Below are 21,054 nucleotides of genomic sequence, written 5' to 3'. Positions count from 1 at the left end.
TGGCCGTCAGCCAACCGTCGGCGGCGCGGGGGCCGTCCTGGTCAGCGCGAAGGTCAGGCCGAGCTCCGCGGATGATCCCCGGTGCCATGCCGGCTCCGCCGTCTGCTCGACCGGTGCCTCCTGGAACACTGTGGCCAGGATCTCGTCGGCGACGGTCGCCGCGTGCTCACGCAACGCTGCCGCCGTCTCCTCCTTGGCGGCGGCCCAGCGCAGCTCGACCCGGTCGGTGATCTCCAGCCCCGCGGCCCGCCGCGCGTCCTGCAGGACGCGCACCACGTCGCGGGCGAGCCCGGTCCGGGCCAGCTCCGGGGTGACGGTCAGGTCGAGGGCGACCGACAGGCCCGACTCACTCGTCACCGACCAGCCCTCACGCGGCGTCTCGGTGACGATCAGATCCTCACCGCCGAGCTCGATGCGCTCGCCGTCCACGGTGACGGTCAGCCGGCCGTCCACCGGTGCCCCGGCGGTGGTGACGGCGGCGGCGACCGCCTTCGTGCGGTTGCCGAAGCGCCGTCCCAGCGCCCGGAAGTTCGGCTTCACGCTGATGTCGACGAGGTCCGAGGTCGCGGCCTCGACGGCGACGACGTTGAGCTCCTCGGCGATCTGCGCGTGCAGCTCCGCCGAGAGGTCGTCGAACGCCGAGGAGCCGACCACCGCGCGCGGCAGCGGCTGACGGGTGCGCAGCCCGCTGGCGGCCCGGGCCGCGCGGCCGAGCTCGACGATCCGGCGCACGAGGTCCATCCGCTCGGCCAGGCCCGGCTCGACGAGGTCCGCCGGCAGCTGCGGCCACGAGGCCAGGTGCACCGAGTCCGGGGCGCCGGGCAGGATGCCGGCGAACAGCCGGGACCACAGCCAGTCGGTCAGGAACGGGGTGAACGGCGACATCACCCGGGTCAGGCCGTCCAGGCAGGTGTAGAGGGTGGCCAGCGCGTTCGGGTCGCCCGCCCAGAAGCGGCGGCGGGAACGCCGGACGTACCAGTTCGACAGGTCGTCCACGAAGCGGGCGATGCGGCGCCCGGCGCGCAGCGCGTCGAAGCCCTCGAGGGCGGCGTCCACCTCGGCGACGGTGTCGGCGAGCTCGGAGAGCGCCCACCTGTCCAGCACCGGGCGTTCGGCCGGGGCCGCGGCGCCCTCGCCCGACCCGTCGGCGCCGGTCGGGCGCCAGTCCGCCGCGCCCGCGTAGAGCGCGAAGAACGACGCGGTGTTCCAGTAGGTGAGCAGGATCTTGCGGACGATGTCCTCGATCGACTCGTGGCTGACCCGGCGGTCCGACCACGGTGAGCCGCCGGCCAGCATCAGCCACCGGACGGCGTCCGCCCCGTGCCGGTCGAACAGGTCGAACGGGTCCAGCACGTTGCCGACGTGCTTGCTCATCTTGCGGCCCTCGGCGTCGAGCAGCAGGCCCAGGCACAGCACGGTCTCGTAGGACGACCGGTCGAAGACCAGCGTGCCCACGGCCATGAGCGTGTAGAACCAGCCCCGGGTCTGGTCGATCGCCTCGCAGATGTACTGCGCCGGGTACTGCTTCGCGAACTCGTCGGCGTTGCGGTGCGGGGCGCCCCACTGGGCGAACGGCATCGCGCCGCTGTCGTACCAGACATCGATGACCTCGGGCACCCGCCGGGCGGTCTCCCCACAGGTGGGGCACGGCAGGGTCACGTCGTCGACGAACGGGCGGTGCGGGTCGAGCGTCGAGTGGTCCGTGCCGGTCAGCTCGGAGAGCTCCGCCAGCGAGCCGACGCAGGTCAGGTGGGACGGGTCGGCCTCGCACCGCCAGACGGGCAGCGGGGTGCCCCAGTACCGGTTGCGGGACAGCGCCCAGTCGACGTTGTTGCGCAGCCACTCGCCGTAACGGCCCTCGCGGATGCGCTCGGGGTGCCAGTCCGTCCGCGCGTTCTCGGCGAGCAGGCGCTCGCGGACGGCCGTCGTGCGGATGTACCAGGACGGTAGCGGGTAGTAGATCAGCGGCGTGTGGCAGCGCCAGCAGTGCGGGTAGCTGTGCGTGTAGGTCGCCGCCCGCCACATCAGGCCCCGCGCGGTGAGATCCGCGGACAGTGGCGCGTCGGCGTCCTTGAAGAACAGCCCGCCGACCAGCGGCACGTCGGGCAGGAAGCGCCCGTCCGGCCCGACCGGGTTGACGACGCCGAGGCCGTTGGCGCGACAGACCGCGAGGTCCTCGGCGCCGAAGGCGGGTGCCTGGTGGACGAGCCCGGTGCCGTCCGTGGTCGTCACGTAGTCCGCCAGGACCACCGAGTGCGGGCGGGCGGACGTCCCGGCGCCCCGGCCGACGGCGGTCTTCCCCGCTGCCTCCTCGAAGCGCTCCAGCGCGATCAGCTCGAACGGCCGGGCGTAGCGGGTGCCGGCGAGCTCGGCGCCGGTGAAGCGCTCGACCACCTCGGCGCCCTCGCCCAGGGCCGCGGTCAGCAGCGGCTCGGCGACGACGAGCAGTTCACCGCCGGCGGCCCGGGCCAGCACGTAGCTGACCTCGGGATGGACGGCGACCGCGGTGTTGGAGACCAGCGTCCACGGGGTGGTCGTCCACACCAGCAGGTGCGCGCCGTGCTCGGCCAGCCCGTGCGGGCCCTCGACGACCGGGAACCGCACGTAGACCGACGGGTCGTCGGTGTCGCTGTAGCCCTGGGAGACCTCGTGGTCGGACAGCGGCGTCTCGTCCCGGGGGCAGTACGGGGTGACCCGGAAGTCCTCGACGAGCAGGCCCTTGTCGAAGATCTGCTTGAGGGACCACCAGACGCTCTCGATGTACGAGGTGTCCATCGTCCGGTAGGCGCCGTCGAGGTCGACCCAGTAGCCCATCCGCTCCGTCATCGCGGAGAAGTCGGCCACGTGGCGCAGGACGGACTCGCGGCACCTCTCGTTGAACTCGGCGATGCCGTAGTCCTCGATGTCGCTCTTGCTGGTGAAGCCGAGTTCCTTCTCGACGGCGAGCTCGACGGGCAGGCCGTGGCAGTCCCAGCCCGCCCGGCGGGGCACGTGGTAGCCCTTCATCGTCTTGTAACGGGGGAAGAGGTCCTTGAAGACCCGCGCCTCGACGTGGTGGGCGCCCGGCTTGCCGTTGGCGGTCGGCGGGCCCTCGTAGAACACCCACAGCGGCCGGTCTGCGCCGGCCTGCAGCGAGCGGTGGAAGACCTTGGAATCCCTCCAGCGCTCCAGCGTCTCGCGCTCGAAGGCCGGAAGGTCGACCCGCGCGGGCAGGGGGCGGAAGGCGGGCGTCGGGGCGTCGGGGGTACTCATCGTGGCTGGTCTCCGTCGGCGGTGGGGCACTCCGGCGGAGGGACGACACCTCGCCGCACACCGGCATGGGCCGGTGGCGGCACGAGGTACCGCGGTACCACCCTCCTTGCGCGCCCGGGTGCGCTCCGCGATCTCTCGTGGACGGCGACCGGGCGGCCACTCTTGTCATGCGGCGGCGGCCGGATCTACTGGGGGCTCACAGCCCTGTTCTCCCGGCGGCTCAGGGTGATCTTCACGGCGCGCTGGCCACCGGGCTCGCACCGCCCCCGGCTCGCTGCGACTGCGCCTGCCGCTACTCGTCCCGTCAAAGCCTTTCCGCGCTTCCAGCGTAGCCGACGGCCAACGGTGATCGCGGCCGCGGACCGCCGGCGGATCACCGGCACCCGTGCCCGGCACCGGACGGGCACTCAGGCCGGGTCTCGGGTCGCGTCTCGGGCCGGTGGCCGGCCGGCGGGCGGATGACCCGTGAGATCGCACCCGTACAGTGGTGTGTGTGGTGGCCGAGCCGGGGATGGACAAGGGCGTCCCGTACAGGAACACCCAGTACGGGAGCACCGTGAACGCCGGTGCGGCGGGAGTGGGTGCCCCGGGTGCCGCCGACGCGGGCGGCGGCGCCCCGAGCGGTGACGCCGCGGTCAAGCCCGGCCGTGACCGCCTGGTCACCTCGCACCGTGCGGTGCTCGTCGTCGCGCTGACCTCGCTGTGTCTGATCGTCCTGGACATCGGCACGAAGCTGCTGGCCGTCGCCCAGCTCACCGGGCGCGCCCCGATCGAGATCATCCCCGGCGTGCTCGACCTGCGCCTGACCCGGAACTCGGGGGCCGCGTTCAGCCTGGCCGGCGGGGCCACGGTCATCCTCAGCCTGATCGCGCTGGCGGTCGTCGCGGTGGTCGTGGTCACCGCCAGGCGGCTGGCCTCCATCGGGTGGGCGTTCGTCTTCGGCGCGATGGTCGGCGGCGCGCTGGGCAACCTGATCGACCGGCTGTTCCGCGCCCCCGGGCCGCTGCGCGGGCACGTCGTGGACTTCGTCCACATCCACCACTGGCCCATCTTCAACGTCGCCGACTCGGCGATCGTCTGCGGCGGAGTGCTCGCGGTCATCCTCTCCCTGCGCGGCATCGGCCTCGACGGCACGCGCCTCTCCGCCGCCCCGCCACCCGACCCCGGGTCAGCGGAGCCGGCCGGACCATCCGGTCCGGCGGGGCCGAGCCACGCCGGCGGTCCCGGGCCCGGTGACGCGTGAGCACGGCCGACACCGACCGGCGCTCGCTGCCGGTCCCCGACGGCCTCGACGGCATCCGCCTGGACGCCGCCATCGCCCGCATGTTCGGCCTGAGCCGCACGGCCGCCGCCGCGCTCGTTGACGACGGCCAGGTGAGCGTCGACGGCCAGGTCCGCGGCCGCTCCGACCGGGTCAGCGGCGGCGCCTGGCTGGACGTAGCCCTCCCCGCCCCGCCCCGTCCGCTCACGGTGGAGCCCACCCCGGTCGCGGGCCTGCGCATCCTGCACGACGACGACGACATCGTGGTCGTCGACAAGCCGGTCGGCGTGGCGGCCCATCCGGCCCCGGGGTTCACCGGCCCGACGGTCATCGGCGCGCTCGCCGCCGCCGGCTACCGGGTCTCCACCTCGGGCTCGGCCGAGCGCCAGGGCGTGGTGCACCGCCTGGACGTCGGCACGACCGGGGCGATGGCTGTCGCGAAGAGTGAACGCGCCTACACCCTTCTCAAGCGGGCCTTCCGGGAACGCGAGGTGGAGAAGGAGTACCGGGCGGTCGTCCAGGGGCACCCGGACCCGCTGCGCGGGACGGTCGACGCCCCCATCGACCGTCATCCCCGCCGGCCCGGCCTGTTCGCCGTCGTCGCGGACGGCAAGCCCAGCGTGACCCACTACGACACCGAGGAGGCGTTCCGCGCCGCCTCGCTGCTGTCGGTGCGGCTGGAGACGGGCCGCACCCACCAGATCCGGGTGCACATGGCGGCGCTGCGGCATCCCTGCGTGGGCGACCTCTCCTACGGGGCGGATCCGACGCTGGCCCAGCGCCTCGGGCTGACCAGGCAGTGGCTGCACGCCGCCCGGCTCGCCTTCGCCCACCCGGCGGACGGCACCTGGGTCGAGTTCACCAGCCCCGATCCCGACGACCTGGCCGAGGCGGTGAAGCGGCTGCGCGACCAGACGTGAGGACGCCGGTGCCGGCGGACCCCGGCCCGCCTTCCGCACAGTCCTCGAGCGAAGGCCCCGAGGCGGTCCGCGCGCCCGAGAAACCCGCGCCCGAGAAACCCGCGCCCGTTGAACCCGCGGACGACGCCGCGGCGGTGACCGCCTCCGGTCTGCCGCCGGCCAGCGGCCCCTCTGCCGGCGCCCCGCCTTCCGGTCACCAGCCTTCCGGCGAGGCGCCTTCCGGCGACCCGCCCGCCGAACACCCGCCCGCGGGCGGGTCGCCCGCCGCCGACGGTCCCTCGGGGGGCACTCTCTCGGTCGACGGTCCCTCGGGAGAGGACCCCCTGCGAGAGGGCATCCTGGACGAGGACCCCCTGGGCGGCTCTCCTCCGGACGACGGTGCTGCCGTTGATCCCTCAGCCGCCGATCCCGTCGATCCCGCGGATCCCACAGCATCCACCGGGTCCACAGAATCCGCCGGGCCCACGACGTTCGTCCGGCCTACATCGTCCGCCGGGCCCGCGCCGTCCGCGGGGCCCGCTGAGCCCGCGGGTGACGTGCCCGGCGACGGCTCCCCGCCGGGCGGGTTGGGACGCTCCGCGATCCGACTGCTCGACCGGGTCGACGACGCCGCCCTGCCGCCGGTCGGCCGGGTGCTGGAGTCGGTCGCCGGCCGTCTCGCCGGCGCACGCGACCGCCCTCGGGCGCGCCTGCGCCGCGGGTGGGCGGCACGCGGGGGCCCGTACGTCGACGGCGACGGCCCCCCGCCACCGGGCCGGGCCAGCGTCATCACCGGGCGCGCCCTCGAGGCCATCGGCCGGCTGCTCGTGCTCGGGCTGGTCGTGCTGATCGTCGTCGGTGCCGTGACCACGATGCTGCGCGGCGCCGATCCCTCTGGCAGCCATGCACCCGGCCCCGGCCCCGGCAACGCTCCGGCCGGGCCCGTCGAGCCCACGGTCACCGTCGGCCCGGCCGTGGGTGAGTCGCCCGCCACGTACGCCGCCGAGGCCGCGGCGAAGCTGGACGGCCTGACCCGGGCGGCCCCGGACGCCGACCTCTACGCCGTCGTCAGCCTGGCCGGCTACCGCACGCCGGACGAGATGCTGCAGATCTTCACCGCCTACCGCACGCTCGAGGTGTTCTTCGGCGTCCCGCCGGACGGGGCGGTGATGGCCGCCACCGTCCGCGACCCGGTCGCGGACCTCACCGCCGCCTTCGACAGCGAGGCCGACGCCGCCGACACCCGCGCGCACAGTGCCACGGACCCCGCCGAGGCCGAGCACGCGCGGCAGGAGGCCACGGCGCTGCGCGCGCGGTGCGGCTGCCTGTTCGGCGCGGTCGTGCGGGCGCCGGCGGCCCGGCTGGTCGACCTCGGACACATCGAGGGAGTGCGGGTCGTCGACCCGGCCCCGCCCGGCATCTCCCCGGAGACCGTGCGCTTCCTCCCGCTGCAGCCCGACCCGCGCTGAGCGGGCGCCCGCGGTCCCGGGTGCCGTGGGCCACGGGTGCTCCCACCCCCCGAGGTGCCCACCCGGCACGTTGGGGGCGGGCACGGCCGGGCGGCGGGGCCCCCGCCACGCCGCGCGTGGGGAGCCGCCGACCGCCGCGATCGGCCCGGCACGGCGGCCGTCAGGAGGGTCGTCTTCCACCGCCCCACCGGGACAGGGCAGGATTGCACCAGGTCCATGGGACGTCCACCGGTACGGCCGGGCGGCGGGGACCTGACCGGCGGCCGTGCGACGGACGGCCCGCCTGATGACGAAGGGGGCACTCGGGTGAGGTTGGCCAGGGGCACCCGGGAGGTCTTCGACGCGGAAAGCCTGCTCGAGGAGTACCTGGGACCACGCAAACGGGGACTGCGGTACGCGTACCCCTACTACGACGGGCTCGTCACCAACGGCGACCCGGACCTGCTGTGCACGGGTGACCTGCTGTCGCCCTGTCTGCTCGGTGTGAACGTGGACCTCGACCGGATGCACACGCTGACCGCGTTGACCCCGCTGCTGCAGCGGGCGCTGGACCGGCTCCCCCCGGGGATCGAGTTGATCGAGGCGGACGAGGTGACCCTCGACCTGGTCGCGGCCCTCTACGACCCGCTGGACGACCCCGACGTCGCGGACCGGGACGTCAAGGGCTCGCTGATCGCCAAGGTGCTGCACCGCAAGCGCCCGGCGCTGGTGCCCCTGTTCGACTCGAAGGTGCGGATCTTCTACCAGCACGAGGACTGTGTCCCCCCGTCACCGCGCGACGGCCGGTCGTGGCGGGAGTACATGCAGCTGCTCGTCCGCGCCATGCAGTACGACCTGCGGGAGAACGCCGACGAGTTCCGCCGGCTCACCGGTCTCGTGCCGCCGGGCGGCCCGGCGGTGACCCCGTTGCGCATCCTCGACATCGTCGTCTGGATGAGCAGCGCGGTCTGATCCCGTCCGGTCCGATGGCATGGCACGAGGCGGTGGGACGGGTGCTCTGGGTGTGTGACACCGCTGTCACGCGGGTGGTAGGTGTCGCCGGTGTGACGTCGGCGGCATCGGCCCGCGGCCTCCGCTCGGCGTGTCGGCTGCGAGAATGGCAGCCGTGCTGAGCTACGCCGTGCGTGGCCTCACCCGGCGGCACGGCGCCGGGGAGTGCGCCGTCCTCGCGAACGACCGGATCGACCTCGACGTCCGTCCGGCCGAGGTCTTCGGCGTGCTCGGTCCGAACGGCGCCGGCAAGACCACCCTCGTCCGCCAGCTCATGGGCCTGCTCCGCCCCGACACCGGCTCGATCACGATGTTCGGGCACGACGTCGTCAGCCGTCCCGGAACCGCCGCCCGGATGGCGGCCTACCTGGGCCAGGACGATCTCGCGCTGGCCGAGCTGCCGGTGGGCGTCGCGGTGGAGACGACCGCGCGGCTGCGTGGCCTGTCCCGGGCGGGTGCCCGCCGGGAGCGCGACGAGGTGATCGAGGAGCTCGCCCTGGGCGAGGTGGTGAACCGCCCGCTCGGCCGCCTCTCGGGCGGCCAGCGCCGACTTGCCTGCGTCGCGGCCACCCTGGTCGGCGAGCGCCCGGTGCTCGTGCTCGACGAGCCGACGACCGGCCTCGACCCGGTGGCCCGCCGTTCGGTGTGGACGGCGCTGGAGCGCCGCCGCTCCGCGCGCGGCACCACGGTCGTGCTGATCACACACAACGTGCTGGAGGCCGAGACCGTGCTGGACCGGGTGGCCGTGCTCGACGCGGGCCGGGTGATCGCCTGCGACTCGCCGGGCCGGCTCAAGGCGTCGGTCTCCGACGACGTCCGGCTGGACCTGGTCTGGCGGCACGACCCGCCGGTCGACGACCCGACCGTGGCCCGACTCGCCGCCACGGCGCGGGTGACCGGCCGCCGATGGACGACCCGGCTGGCCCATGCCGAGGCCAGGGACGCCCTCGGTCGCCTCACCACGGGGCCGGCGTTCGCCGCCCTGGACGACTTCAGTCTCGCGACTCCGTCGTTGGAGGACGTGTATCTCACTCTCGGCGGAACCTGCCGTGATCTGGAGCGGACATGACCCTGACGACTCCTCACCCCGCCACCCCCGCGGGTCCGGCCGGCCTGCCGCCCGCGACGGGTGTCGGGGTGGCCGCCGTGCCGTCTGAGGACCGCTCACCCGGTCGTGCGGGCGGGAAGACGGGCAGGCGGAAGGCCGGCAGGAAGGGCCGGGCAGCCGCCGGATCCGGCGGGGCCGCGGCCGGGGCCGCCGCCGAGGAGGCGCCCGTGCCGCTGCCCCCGCCGACCGCCTTCCCGGCGGCGGCGTCGGCCGTCTACCGGGGCCAGCTGGCCCGTGCCCGGGTGGCCCGGGTGCCGCTGCTGTTCGTCGCCGCGTTCCAGTCCCTGGGGATCATGATCCTGCTGCGGGGCATCGTCGACGTCGGCGACGACTCCGCGGCGGCCTCCGTCGTGGCCGGCTCGACGGTGCTCGTCGTGGCCTTCGTGGCGCTCAACCTGCTCGCGCAGCGGTTCGGGGCCCTGCGCGCGGCCGGGGCGCTCGACTACTACCTGACGCTGCCCATCCCCGGCGCCGCGGTGGTGCTCGGCACGGCCGCGTCGTACGCGACGTTCGCGGTGCCGGGCACGGTCGTCACCGTGGTGGTCGGCTCGCTCCTTTACGGGCTGCCGATGGGCGGCCTGTGGCTGCTGATCCCGGTGACGGTGCTCGCCGGGGCCAGCCTGGCCGGGATAGGCGCGGCGATCGGCCTGCTGGCGCCGAAGCCGGAGCTGGCCACGGTCGCCGGGCAGCTCGGCATGAGCGTGGTGCTCTTCCTCGGTGTGATCCCCGCCGACCGGCTGCCCGGCATCGGCCGGCTGGCCCGTGATCTGCTGCCCAGCAGCTACGCGGTGGACGCGCTCGCCGAGGGCTTCGCCCCGGCGGTGGACTGGGCGCATGTGACGGTCGATCTCGCGGTCTGCGCGGCGGTCGCGGCGGTGGCGCTCGTCGTCGCCGTGCGGTCGCTGCGGCACGCCGGCCGGTCCTGAGCGGGCATCCGGGCATCGCGGCCGCTTCGGTGGCGCGGCGCGGCCGTGGAGAAGGCGGGTACGGTCGACCCCCGGGCTCGGTGCCGACGGCGGTCGACTCACCCCCCGGGGATCCGGGTCGGTGGACCGGTACGGCAGGCGAGGAGACGGACGGGTCGTGGCAGAGTGGCCGGGCGACAGCCGGGGCGCGCGGGCGTGCTCCCGTCCCGAGGCGGAGCCCGAGACCGGCGGCATCGCCGAACCCCACGGTATGACCGAAGCCGGGGAGCCGGCCGCGTATCCGGTGGTGGAGCCGGCCGCGTACCCGGCGGTGGAGCCGCCCGCGGAGCCGGCGGTGGCGGAGCCGATCACCGGCCGGGTGGGGCTGCTCGCCGGGCTCGTGTGCGCACTCGCGATGCTGCTGGTCGGCCCGCTGCTGGGCCTGCTCTGGTCGGTCAGCGCCCCCCGGCTCGACGTCCAGGCGGTGCTCTCCGGCGCGATGTCGGTGTTCGGGGTGCAGAGTACGATCGACGCCTACTTCGCCATGATCTGTGCGGTCGCGGGGCTCGTGGGCGGGCTGGTCGCCTACCTGCGCGCGGCGGACGCGGGCTGGCCGGTGCCGATCGGCCTCGCCGCCGGCGGGATCGGCGGCTCGCTGCTCGCCGGCTGGGTCGGGCACCTGCGCCGCTCGGGCCAGGTGCTGGACGCGCTGCCGCCCAACGCCACCCCGCTGCTGCGCGACCTGGTCGACTTCCAGGTGCGGGCCACCGGGCTCTACCTCGTCCTGCCTGGTGTCGCGCTGCTCGTGCTGTCGGTGGCGCTGTGGGCGGGCGGCACCGCGCCCGGATGGCCCCGGCGGCGGCGCTGACCGTGCGCCTTCAGTGACTGTGCGCCTTCAGCGAGCGTGCGTGGTCAGTTGGAGCTCGGCTTGATGCGACTCAGCTCGTTCGAGCCCACGGTGGTGATCCGTTCCAGCAGGCCCAGCTCGCGGCGCAGCAGCGCCCGCTCGGCCCGGAGCCTGGTCGCGGCGTCGGGCGCGGCCAGCAGCCCCTGCCGCTCGGTGATGTCGGTAACCACGGCGGCAGCCACCAGGTAGGACAGCGCGGTCGGGTCCGTCGGCAGGTCGGGCAACTTGATCTCGACGGTGCCGCTCGCGGCGAGCCGCTCGGTGTACTCGCGCAGCAGCCGGGCCACCACCGCGGTGTTGGTGGTCGCGTCGGCCTCGTCACCGACCGGGTCCGTCATGAAGTCGACGTCCCCGACGAGGTAGGGGCGGTCGCCCTCGTCGACGGAGCGCACGCGGAAGCGCGGGCCGCCGACGGTCACGATGGAGAAGCGTCCGTCCGGGTGTGCCTCGACGCGGCGCAGCAGCGCCGCGCAGCCGACCTCGTGGATCATGGGGACGGCCGGGCCGACCTCCCGGCCTCGGCGGATGGCGACGACCCCGAACTGGCGGGTCTCGGTGTCGGGGATCTCGAGCAGCTCGCGGATCAGTACGCGGTAGCGTTCCTCGAAGATCTCCAGCGGCATCAGCAGACCTGGAAGTAGGACGGTGCCGAGTGGAAACAGTGGCAGGCGCTCACCCATCCGTCTCCCTCACCCCCTTCGCCGGAGCGTCACCGACCCGTTGCGCGGGCCCGTATGCTCCCAGCCTGTCCTGTACCGGCCGCCGCGTCCATCCGCGTTGGTGGTGGCGGCTGTCATGACGGGGGTGGTGGCGATCACGGCGGGGGAGCGGTTGCGCGGGCGCGAGCCCGCAGGACGGAGGACGCGGGTGCCTGATCAGAACCGCGACGGTACGTGGGGGACCGAGCGCGAGCTGCTCCTCGTACTGGGGCCCGATCCCGAGGCGGCCCGGGCCGTGCTCGACCTGGTCGCCGGCTGGGGTCAGGTGACGTCCCGGCTGCCACCGCGGCTCGCGCTCGTCGTGCTGCCCGCGGACCGGATCGGTGCGACCGGTGAGCTCGCCGGAGTCGTCGCCGTGCTCGAGGCGGACGTCCCGCCGGCGCTGCGCGAGACGCTCGCCCCCGAGGAGGGGCTGTTCGTCGACGGCTGGCTCGCCCGCGGCCGGAGCAAGCCGACCCGCCCGGGGGAGGGCCGGCGGTGGGACGATCCCGCCGCCCCGGGCGAGCCGCCCCGCTGACCGGAGTCTGACGGCCCGCCCCGCCGGTGGGTCAGAAGACGCGGCGCGGCGCCGACCACACGGCCGCGGCGCCCGAGCGGTACAGCAGGTACAGCCGGTTCGCGACCCGGGCCAGCACCTCGAGGTTCCCGTCGTAGTTGCTCTGGATCATCGAGACGGCGTCCACATGCCCGAGTTCCGCCGCGAACGGGCGGGGGCCGCTCCACACCGGGTCGGCGCGGTTGTTGTCGCGGAAGAAGTGGATCAGCCCGGTTCCGGCGGACGGCACCACGACCTCGAAGTTGCGCGCACCCGGGAACACGCTCTGAATCAGCGCCGGGTTGCCGGACACCCCCTCGGCGAAGATCCCGCCGGTGCGCCAGACGGCTGCCTGGTCGCGCGTCAGGTGCACCAGTCGGGTGCCGACCAGGGCGACGGCCTCCAGCATCCCGGCCCCGCCGCCCAGCGTCCCGTGGATCAGGCTGACCGCGTCGACCCGTCCCAGGTTGGCCGCGAACAGCTTCGGCGCGCTCCACGGGTAGCCGTAGACGTCGTGGTTGCGCCACATGTGCATGATGCCAACATCGGCGGCCGGGGCCAGCAGCTCGAAGTTGCCCTTGCCGCCCAGCCGGCTCTGCACCAGCGACGGGACGCCGCCGACGCCCTGGGCGAGCTGGACGGGCGCGCGCCACTGGAACGCCCCGGTGCTGTCCCGCCACAGGAAGAACAGCCGCGAGCCCACGCGGACGGCCACCTCCAGCGGGCCCGGGTTCGCCAGGGTGCTCTGCACCATCGTCACCGCGTCGACGCGGCCGAGGGCCTGCGCGGTCTGCCATGGGTCCCGCCACGGTGCGCCGGCGGCGTCGTTGTCCCGCCAGACGTGGGTGAGGCCGGCGTAGGCCGACGGCGCGACGACGTCGAAGTTGCCCCGCACGCCCAGGCCCTTCGCCTGGAGGAGCACCGGGTTGCCGCTCACGCCGTGGCCCCAGCCGAGGTGCGCGGGCGTGTACCGGCACAGGGCGAACGTGTTGGCGCGCATCAGGCAGTCGACCGGCGCCGGCGCGCAGGAGTCGCAGTTGCCGTTGGGTACCCCGTACCGACCCCAGCTCCCGCCGCAGTCGCAGCCGGCGCCGCCGTACTCGTCCGGCGCCCCGAAGATGTGGCCGGTCTCGTGCGCGAACACGCGGTCGATGTTGTCCGGGCCCCAGCCGTCGGCGTCGGCGGCGAGCACCATCCGCGGGCCGCCGATCGACGCGTAGGCGAAGTGTCCGAGCGGGTACTTCGTGACGAACGCGCAGTAGGCCCACCGGGTGCGCAGCCGGGCGCGCAGCGCCTCGACGTAGTCGTAGACACCGTCGAAGTTCGCCGCGTAGCCGAGCCGGCTCATCGTGGGGTCGCGCCAGAGGGCCTCGAGGTCGTTCGCGGACGGGTTGGCGGGGGTGGGCAGCCGGACGATCTGGATGTCGTAGCTGAACGTCAGCTCGGCCGCCGGGTTCTGCGTCGCGTACCAGGACAGGCCGTTCTGCACCTCGGCCACGATCTTCGTGCGTTCCGCGGCGGAGAGCTGCAGGGCCGGTGTCGGTCCCTCGACGAGGATGAGCCCGACCGCGACGGAGCCCTCCAGGTAACTGCTGAGCGCTCCGGCGGACGGCGCTCCGGCCGTGCCCGTCCCGACCGCGCCCGAGGGCGACCCGGTCGCCTCCGGTCCCGAGGCGTCCGATCCGAGCCCGTTGAGCAGCGAGCGCACGGTGGGTGCGAGCGGGGTGGCGCCTGGGCCCGCCGAGCCGCGCGGCGGGGCGATGTCGGTGCACGGCCGGTTCATGTCCCAGGGCGCGGCGTCGCGCGGGCGCGAGCGCTTGCGCCGGCGGTAGTCGTCCCCCGCGCGCAGGCGGAACGCCTCGACCCCGAGAGCCTCGGTGCGGTCCAGCCCGCCGGGCAGGCTCAGCGTCGACACGACGGTCCCGTCCACCGGGGTGGTGCCGGCGGAGACCCCGCGAGCGGTGGCCACGGCCGCGGTCGCCAGCGGCCGGCCCACCACCCGGACGCGGCCGTAGCGGTGGATGGCGCGCTCGCGGTGGCGGGGGTCCTCGGTCACGTCCTGGGCACCGGGGTCACCCGGGCCGCTCGGGCCGGAGATCTCGGACGGGCCGGCGTCACCGGTTCCGCCGGAGCCACCGACGTCGCCGGCGGAACCATCCGGGAGCTCACCCTCGGCGCCACCGGCGGCGTTTCGCGACAGACCGATCAGGCCGCGCCGCGCGTCGGCCTCGGGGCCGGGGTCATCCAGCGTGATGAGGATCCGCTCGTCGGCCGGTACGTCCCCCGCCATAGCTAATCGGGTGTCCTTTCGTAGAGAATGCTCTGCGGAGTTGTATCGCGTTGCGTCGACGTTGTTGTCGGATTCCTGGTGATGGCAGTGACTACCCGCGGCGCGAGCACGCGTGCTCGCGCCGTTGTCAGCTCTGTGCGCCGCCGAAGGCAACCGGATGTGTGCCGCCGGGGCCGTCGGGTGTTCCGCCGAAGACGACCGGTGTCCCGCCGAGGACGCCCGCGCGTGCCGCTGAGGGCGTCTGGGTGCGGGGCGCTACTGGGGCAGTCGCTGCCCGGGGTTGAACGCCGGCGGCGCCGGCGCCGCCGGGGGGCCCTGCTGCCAGGATGTGCCGACGGCGAGCCGCTCCGGCGCCGCCATGGCGTCGGCGACCTTGCCCATCAGCGCCTCCACCAGCCGTACGGCCTGCGGGGTCGCCAGGTTCAGGACGATCTCCGAATCCCCGGCGATCTGGAACCGTACCGACACGTCAGCCATTACTCGAGCTCCTTCTCCACGGCGTGGTAACCCCGTGCGGACGTCCTACGCCAGGGGTGACGTTACGGGTCATGCCGGGATGAAGTGACGGCACCCGGTCCGGAACCAGCGCGATGGTCACCGGTCGACCCGGCCGGCTGACCGTCTGCTGACCATCCGAGTAGGGTCGCGGGGATGACCTCCGTTGGTGCGACGGTCCGTGACTGCGTCTCCGTTCTCGAAGCATGCTTCCCGCCGGCCTGGGCGGAGTCGTGGGACGCGGTGGGCCTCTCGGTCGGTGACCTGGACGCCCCCGTGACCGACGTCCTGTTCGCGGTCGATCCGACGCCCGCCGTCGCCGCCGAGGCGGCGAGTGGCTCCCAGCTGCTGGTCACGCACCATCCCCTGTTCCTGCGCGGCGCGCACACGGTCGCCGAGACGACCGCCAGCGGGCGCGTGGTGGCGACCCTGGTCCGGGCCGGTGTCGCGCTGTTCACCGCGCACACCAACGCCGACGTGGCCGACCCGGGCGTCAGCGACGCGCTCGCCGCCGCGCTCGGCCTGCGCGAGGTCCACCCGCTGGCAACGGGATCGACCGGCGCGGGGGCCCGCGCCGACGCGCGGGCCCGCGGGCGGACCGACGCCGGCACCGAGTGCCGCGGCCTGGGCCGGGTCGGCGTCCTGCCGGCCCCCGAACCGCTCGGCGCCTTCTGCGAGCGGGTGGCGCGGGCCCTGCCGGCGACCGCCGGCGGCGTGCGGGCGACCGGTCCGGCGGACCGGCGGGTCCACCGGGTGGCCGTGTGCGGGGGAGCGGGCGGCGAGCTCGTCGGCGCCGCCGCGGCGGCCGGGGCGGACGTCCTGGTGACCGCGGACGGCCGGCACCATCACACCCTCGACGCGGTCGGCGCCCACCCGCTCGACGTCGTCGACGTGGCGCACTGGGCCAGCGAGTGGCCCTGGCTCGCCGGCGCCGCCGACCGGCTGCGCGCCGGCCTCGCGGCCCGGGGACGTACGGTGAGTACCTCGGTGTCCACACTCGTCACCGATCCCTGGCAGCTGCATGTGAGCGCCGCGCCCACGTGGCGCGAGCCCGCCACCGGCCTGCCAGTCCCATCCCATGCGCCCGGCGCACGCCGGGAAGAAAGGCTCTAGGCGAGGAGTCCATGAAGGCCGATCCCGCAACCCAGCTTCGCCTCCTCGACCTCCAGGCGCTGGACACCGCGCTCGACCGGCTCGCCGTGCGCCGCCGCGGCCTGCCTGAGCTCGCCACCATCGCCGAGCGTTCCGAGGCCCTCGACCGGCTCGACTCGGACATCGTCCGGGTACGGACGGAAATCACCGACATCGGCCGTGCCCAGCAGAAGCTCGAGAACGAGATCGAGCTCGTCCGCGGTCGCGCCGACCGCGACCGCGCCCGGCTCGAGTCCGGTCAGGTCGCCAACCCGCGCGAGCTGGAGAACCTGCAGGCCGAGCTCGCCTCGCTGGCCCGCCGGCAGGGCGTCCTCGAGGACGAGGCCCTCGAGCGCATGGAGGCCGTCGACGCGCTGGAGAGCCGGCTGGCCGGCCTGGTCGCCGAGCAGGAGCGGGTCGCCGCCGAGCGCCGGGCCGCCGAGGAGCGACGTGACGAGCAGTTCGGCGAGATCGACACCGAGGCGGCGAAGCGCCGCGCCGAGCGCGACGCCCTCGCGCCGGCCCTGCCCGAGCCGCTGGTCGTCCTGTACGAGCGGGTTCGCAGCTCCTCCGCCGGGGTGGGCGCCGCCGTGCTGGTCCGCCGCCGTTGCCAGGGATGCCACCTGGAGCTCTCCGGCGGGGACCTGCGCGCCGTGGCCGCCGCCCCGGCCGACGAGGTCGTGCGGTGCGAGGAGTGTCGACGCATCCTGGTCAGGACGGCCGAGTCCGGGCTGTGACCACCCGCTGACGTCACGCGTCCGGCCGCCCGCTGTCCACATCGCCGAGCGGCCGGTAAAGTCTTCTATCCCCCCGAGGGGTGACTCCCCTCCGAGGGTGGACGAGCCCCTCGCGGGAGCCGGCCGAGCAGACTCGCGGGAGCCGGACGAGCAGAGGGGAGTGGCGGCATGAGCGCTGGGCGCAGACTGGTCGTCGAGGCCGACGGAGGATCCCGCGGCAATCCCGGGCCCGCCGGGTACGGCGCCCTCGTCCGGGACGCCGGCACCGGCCAGGTGCTGGCCGAGCGGGCCGCCTCGATCGGCACGGCCACCAACAACGTCGCCGAGTACGAGGGCCTGCTCGCCGGCCTGCGGGCCGCCGCGGAGCTCGACCCGGGCGCCGACATCGAGGTCCGGATGGACTCCAAGCTCGTCGTCGAGCAGATGAGCGGCCGTTGGAAGATCAAGCACCCGTCGATGCGCCCGTTGGCGGCCCAGGCCGCCGAGATCGCCGCTGGGCTCGGGCGGGTCCGGTTCGTCTGGGTGCCCCGGGCCCGCAACGGCGACGCCGACCGGCTGGCGAACGAGGCGATGGACGCCGCCGCCGCCGGCCGGTCCTGGGAACCCTCCGTCCCGCAGTCGCCGGACCCGCTGCCGCACCAGGCGCCCACCACGCACCGGCTCTCCGGCTGGATGGCCCCGCCCGCTCCGCCGATCACCATGGTCCTGCTCCGCCACGGCCAGACGCCGCTGTCGGTGGAGAAGCGGTTCAGCGGAACCGTGGAGGCCTCACTCACCGACCTCGGGCTGGAACAGGCCGCCGCCGCCGCGGACCGGCTGCGCGGCGAGCCGTTCGACGCCGTGATCAGCTCGCCGCTCAAGCGCGCCCGCCAGACCGCGGACGCGCTGGGCCGCGACTACCTGATCGACGAGGACCTGCGGGAGACCGACTTCGGCGCGTGGGAGGGGATGACGTTCGCCGAGGTCCGCGAGCGCTTCCCGGACGAGCTGAACGCCTGGCTCGCCGATCCCTCGGTGCCGCCGCCGGGCGGGGAGAGCCTGCTGAGCACGGTCGCCCGTGTCGCGGCGGCCCGCGACCGGATCATGGCCCGGTATCCCGCCCGGCGCGTCCTCGTGGTCTCGCACGTGACCCCGATCAAGGGGCTCACCCAGCTCGCGCTCGCCGCCGAGCCGACCGTGCTCTACCGGCTGCACCTGGACCTGGTGTCGATCACCACCATCGACTGGTACTCCGACGGACCCGCGGTGCTGCGGGGCTTCAACGACACCCACCACGTCGCCCATCTGGTCATTCCCGGCGAGTAGGGCCCCCGGGTGCGCCACCCGGGGCACCGCTGGGAGCGACCCCGGTGCCGAGCCCGGGCTGCGCCCCCGCCCCGCCGGCGCGGACCGGGGTGCACGGCGCGACCTGGCCTTCGACGACGGCCGAGGAGATCGTGCCCGGGCGGCTCGGATCCGCCTCGTCGTAGCTGCCGACGATCACCAGTGACTGGCCGGGCTTGAGCGCACCCCGGGTGACCTCGAACGCGGTCGACTCCTCCGGCCCGGCGTCGACGGTCAGGACGGCGGGCTCTTCTCCGGCTTCGGCCGGGGCCCCCGCCTGGGTCTGCCCGCTCGGGTCCTGCCCGTTCCGGTCCCGCGCGCCGGATCCGTTCGGGTCGCCGCCGACCGCTCCCCGCTCGGCGGCGCCGGTCCCGGCCGGATCGGCGCCCTCGGCCACCGTGCCGGGCGCGGAATCCGGGGGTTGGCCGCCGTTCGAGACGCCACCCTCCGCCGGCGGCGTGACGTCACTGCCCGCCGGGGGTGCACCGCCGCCACGCAGCTGCTGGCAGGTCTGGCCAATCGGGACGAAGTCGACGACCGCGTTGATCCCGGCCGCCCGCAGGTCGGCCTCCAGCTGCTTGGCCTGGCGGAACTCGTTGATCTGGACCTTCACCGTCCCATCCGGCTCCTCGCTCAGCGCGTAGGCGGGGGATGCCGATCCCGGCAGCACCAGCGCGGCGGTCAGCGACACGGCGGCCGCGGCCGCCCCGACCACACCGAGACGCAGCACCCGGCGCCGGCGTCGCGGCGGCGTTCCCGGGCCGTCGACCCGCTCCAGGAGGTCCCGGCGCGACGGACGCGCGCCGTCCGCTCCCATTACCGCGTTCGATTCAGCGTGTGTGGGCGCGTTCGCGGTCCCGGCCGCAGCGGCGAACAGCCGCGCGCGGACCCGGGCCCGGCCCTCCGCCGAAAGCGGCGGCACGTCTGCGCCGAGCCGCGTCAGCAGGTCGAGGTCGTCGGTCATGATGGCTCACTCTCCAGAAAAGGACGGAAGTCGGAGCGGGTCGGGGCCGACCTGGCGGCCAGCGGATCGGCGGCCAGCGCGGCGCGCAGCCGGTTGCGGGCCCGGTGGATGCGCGACCGGACGGTGCCGACGGGCACGGCGAGGGCGGTCGCGATCTCCTCGTACCGCAGGTCTCCCCAGGCCAGGAGCAGCAGCGCGTCCCGCTCGCCGTCGGGGAGCTCGGCGAGCGCGCGGACCAGGGACTGGACGGTGGCGTTCGCGTCGACGCGGTCCGCGACCCGGTCCGCCGCCGCGGGCTCTGGCCGGTCGGGCAGCGCCCGCTCCAACACCCGCCAGCGCCGGGCCTCGGCCCGCCGGTGGCCCTGCAAGATCCTGGTCGCGATGCCCAGCAGCCAGGGCAGCGCGCCGTCCGGCCCGCGCGCCGGGTCGAACCGGGAACGCTGCTCGAAGGCGGCGACGAAGGTGTCGGAGACCAGGTCCTCGGCGAGGTCCGGCCCGGCCCGCCGGGCCAGGTACCGGTGCACCCGGTCACCGTGGCGCTCGAAGAGGTCGGCGAAGACCTCGGGCTCACGCACGGACCGCACGAGCAGGTCGGCGTCGGTCGGGATCACCGTCATGCCTCACCAGCTCGGTCGTCGCTGATGCCGGAATTCGCCGCCGGGTTTCCGGGTGGGTGTCTGTTCACATTACGTATTGGTCCGCCGCGCCGATCCGGTTCCCGCGAACGTCCACGACCGGGACCGAACGGCCTGCCGGGACCGAACGTTCCGGGCCGGGACCAGCAGAGACGGAGCGGTCGGACACGTGTGCGTACGGCCGCGAGGCCGATCTGTGTCCTTGCGTGGTACCTGAGGGTGACGGAATGCCTCCGGGCTCGCAGGATTCGGGACATGCGCCAAGCACGGGGGCCTTGGACCGTCACACCTCGGACAGCACCACCTCGGATGACACCGTCCCGGATCACGCCACTTCGGACACATCAGACGCCCGCCACCGTGCCACTCGGTGGATCCAGCGGAGCCGGTGGAGGAAACAGCGGAGGACGCAATCGATGGACGCCACCTCGCGGCGTCGACTCATCGCGGTCGGCGTCCTGTTCCCGCTGGACCTCCTCGTCCCGCGAGGTGGCGGCATGAGCCCGTCCAGCGATGTGCTCGACCACCTCGACGACAGGGTCGCCCAGCTCACCGCGGGTTACGAGCGGGCCCCGATCGGGGCGACCGCCGTCCACCTGCGCCGTCACCTCCCCGTCGTCCGCTCGCTGCTGCAGCGTGACGTCGTTCCGCAGGCGACGCGGCTGCGGCTGCACCGGGCCGCCGGCCGGCTCGTCGCCCTCTGGGCAGCCACCCGGCACGACCTCGGCGACCTGCCCGGCGCCGTCCTCGCCTTCGAGGAGGCATTCGTGCACGCGGCCGAGGCCCGCGACGAGGAGCTGATGTGCTGGGTGCGGCTGTGGCAGTCGTCGCTGGCGCGCAAGGCCGGCCGGCCGGCGGACGCGGTCGCGCTCGCGGCGTCGGGAGCTGCCCTGGTCGGCCGCGGGAGCCCGGCCGCGGCCCGCGCCGCCGCCATCGAGGCTCGAGCGCACGGCACTCTCGGTGACCGGTGGGCGGTGCACGAGGCGGTCGGCCGGGCCTGGAGCATCGCGGGAACACTGAGCGTCGAACAGCTCGGCCGCCCCGGGTTCTCGATCGACACGCTGCACGTGCTGACGCTGTCAGAGCTGTCGGCGGCCGCGTACGTCGAGCTCGGTATGCCGGGCGCGGCGAGCGTCTACACCGACGCGGCGATCCACCACCTGGACGCCGTAGGCGCCACCGGGCTCCGCTCGATGACCCGGATCGCCGCGGCCACCGCAGCGGCCAAGCGGCGGGACCTCGACCACGCCGTCGAGCTGGTCGACGAGGCGCTGCGCATCTCCCGCCACCGCCCGAGCATCGTCATCGGCGGGCGCGCCGAGCGGTTCGTCGGCGAGGCCCGCGGCTACCTCGGATGGCACTCCCTCCTCGACGACCTCGACGAACGTCTCCGGACCTGGCGGCCGCCCCGCCTTACTACCTGACCCTGCGTTC

Annotated in this window: 18 protein-coding genes; 12 read left to right on the top strand and 6 right to left on the bottom strand. The window is 74.6% G+C overall.

Features of this window, described 5'->3' with window-relative positions:
* Positions 1 to 6: 6 nt before the first annotated feature.
* Positions 7 to 3,252 (bottom strand): isoleucine--tRNA ligase, encoded by a 3,246-nt coding sequence (ileS, locus tag BBK14_RS17455; protein ID WP_071063789.1) that lies wholly within the window; start codon positions 3,250 to 3,252, stop codon positions 7 to 9.
* Positions 3,253 to 3,748: 496 nt separating this feature from the next.
* Here ileS and lspA point away from each other — a divergent pair, with 496 nt between their 5' ends.
* The 7 genes from lspA to BBK14_RS17420 all read left to right on the top strand — a co-directional run bounded on the left by lspA (position 3,749) and on the right by BBK14_RS17420 (position 10,752).
* Positions 3,749 to 4,495, top strand: coding sequence for a signal peptidase II (gene lspA / locus BBK14_RS17450; RefSeq protein WP_373693934.1), 747 nt, complete (start codon positions 3,749 to 3,751; stop codon positions 4,493 to 4,495).
* Complete coding sequence (locus tag BBK14_RS17445) at positions 4,492 to 5,433, top strand: RluA family pseudouridine synthase (RefSeq protein ID WP_071063787.1); 942 nt, start codon at positions 4,492 to 4,494, stop codon at positions 5,431 to 5,433. Before lspA ends, BBK14_RS17445 begins: the two co-directional genes overlap by 4 nt.
* 536 nt (positions 5,434 to 5,969) lie before the next feature.
* Positions 5,970 to 6,881, top strand: a complete 912-nt coding sequence (locus BBK14_RS37115; protein ID WP_241831617.1) for a hypothetical protein — start codon at positions 5,970 to 5,972, stop codon at positions 6,879 to 6,881.
* A 306-nt stretch (positions 6,882 to 7,187) separates the two neighbouring features.
* On the top strand, positions 7,188 to 7,832 hold the full coding sequence (locus BBK14_RS17435; RefSeq protein WP_020462558.1) for a DUF6308 family protein: 645 nt from the start codon (positions 7,188 to 7,190) through the stop codon (positions 7,830 to 7,832).
* Positions 7,833 to 7,977: 145 nt separating this feature from the next.
* Positions 7,978 to 8,940 carry an ABC transporter ATP-binding protein gene (locus tag BBK14_RS17430; protein WP_020462557.1) on the top strand — a complete coding sequence of 321 codons (963 nt, stop codon included), beginning with the start codon at positions 7,978 to 7,980 and terminating at the stop codon, positions 8,938 to 8,940.
* Positions 8,937 to 9,905, top strand: a complete 969-nt coding sequence (locus BBK14_RS17425; RefSeq protein ID WP_071063784.1) for an ABC transporter permease — start codon at positions 8,937 to 8,939, stop codon at positions 9,903 to 9,905. Before BBK14_RS17430 ends, BBK14_RS17425 begins: the two co-directional genes overlap by 4 nt.
* A gap of 157 nt (positions 9,906 to 10,062) precedes the next feature.
* Positions 10,063 to 10,752: a hypothetical protein gene (locus tag BBK14_RS17420; RefSeq protein WP_071063782.1), complete on the top strand. Its 690-nt coding sequence runs from the start codon at positions 10,063 to 10,065 to the stop codon at positions 10,750 to 10,752.
* A gap of 44 nt (positions 10,753 to 10,796) precedes the next feature.
* Here BBK14_RS17420 and BBK14_RS17415 read toward each other — a convergent pair whose 3' ends face one another.
* Positions 10,797 to 11,471 (bottom strand): LON peptidase substrate-binding domain-containing protein, encoded by a 675-nt coding sequence (locus BBK14_RS17415; RefSeq protein ID WP_071063780.1) that lies wholly within the window; start codon positions 11,469 to 11,471, stop codon positions 10,797 to 10,799.
* Between the two features lie 187 nt (positions 11,472 to 11,658).
* On the opposite strand from BBK14_RS17415, the gene BBK14_RS17410 reads away from it, so the two are divergent.
* Entirely contained in the window at positions 11,659 to 12,027 is a 369-nt protein-coding gene (locus BBK14_RS17410) for a hypothetical protein (RefSeq protein WP_020462553.1), read from the top strand.
* A 31-nt stretch (positions 12,028 to 12,058) separates the two neighbouring features.
* Here the strand turns inward: BBK14_RS17410 and BBK14_RS17405 are convergent, their stop codons facing one another.
* Together BBK14_RS17405 and BBK14_RS17400 are read right to left on the bottom strand one after the other, a co-directional pair.
* The gene (locus BBK14_RS17405) at positions 12,059 to 14,335 is read right to left on the bottom strand and encodes a zinc metalloprotease (RefSeq protein WP_071063777.1); all 2,277 of its coding nucleotides are present in this window, start codon (positions 14,333 to 14,335) and stop codon (positions 12,059 to 12,061) included.
* 255 nt (positions 14,336 to 14,590) lie between these two features.
* Positions 14,591 to 14,812: a hypothetical protein gene (locus tag BBK14_RS17400; RefSeq protein ID WP_020462551.1), complete on the bottom strand. Its 222-nt coding sequence runs from the start codon at positions 14,810 to 14,812 to the stop codon at positions 14,591 to 14,593.
* Between the two features lie 174 nt (positions 14,813 to 14,986).
* Here BBK14_RS17400 and BBK14_RS17395 point away from each other — a divergent pair, with 174 nt between their 5' ends.
* The 3 genes from BBK14_RS17395 (at position 14,987) to BBK14_RS17385 (ending at position 18,003) form a co-directional block, all read left to right on the top strand.
* Positions 14,987 to 15,943, top strand: coding sequence for a Nif3-like dinuclear metal center hexameric protein (locus tag BBK14_RS17395; protein ID WP_071063775.1), 957 nt, complete (start codon positions 14,987 to 14,989; stop codon positions 15,941 to 15,943).
* A gap of 11 nt (positions 15,944 to 15,954) precedes the next feature.
* Positions 15,955 to 16,698 (top strand): zinc ribbon domain-containing protein, encoded by a 744-nt coding sequence (locus BBK14_RS17390; protein ID WP_071063773.1) that lies wholly within the window; start codon positions 15,955 to 15,957, stop codon positions 16,696 to 16,698.
* A 168-nt stretch (positions 16,699 to 16,866) separates the two neighbouring features.
* A complete protein-coding gene (locus tag BBK14_RS17385; RefSeq protein ID WP_071063771.1) occupies positions 16,867 to 18,003 on the top strand; it encodes a bifunctional RNase H/acid phosphatase in 1,137 nt (378 codons plus the stop codon).
* Here BBK14_RS17385 and BBK14_RS17380 read toward each other — a convergent pair.
* Positions 17,987 to 18,985: a hypothetical protein gene (locus tag BBK14_RS17380; protein WP_071063769.1), complete on the bottom strand. Its 999-nt coding sequence runs from the start codon at positions 18,983 to 18,985 to the stop codon at positions 17,987 to 17,989. The genes BBK14_RS17385 and BBK14_RS17380 overlap by 17 nt on opposite strands.
* Positions 18,982 to 19,602, bottom strand: a complete 621-nt coding sequence (locus tag BBK14_RS17375; protein WP_071063767.1) for an RNA polymerase sigma factor — start codon at positions 19,600 to 19,602, stop codon at positions 18,982 to 18,984. Before BBK14_RS17375 ends, BBK14_RS17380 begins: the two co-directional genes overlap by 4 nt.
* Positions 19,603 to 20,036: 434 nt before the next feature.
* Between BBK14_RS17375 and BBK14_RS17370 the strand changes: the two genes are divergently transcribed.
* Positions 20,037 to 21,044 (top strand): NsdA family TPR-like regulatory protein, encoded by a 1,008-nt coding sequence (locus BBK14_RS17370; protein WP_071063765.1) that lies wholly within the window; start codon positions 20,037 to 20,039, stop codon positions 21,042 to 21,044.
* The last annotated feature ends 10 nt before the right edge of the window (positions 21,045 to 21,054 follow it).

The organism is Parafrankia soli, assembly GCF_001854695.1.
GTDB lineage: Bacteria > Actinomycetota > Actinomycetes > Frankiales > Frankiaceae > Parafrankia > Parafrankia soli.
The sequence above is the reverse complement of the archived record's forward strand: the minus strand, read 5'-3'. Positions and strand labels throughout refer to the sequence as shown.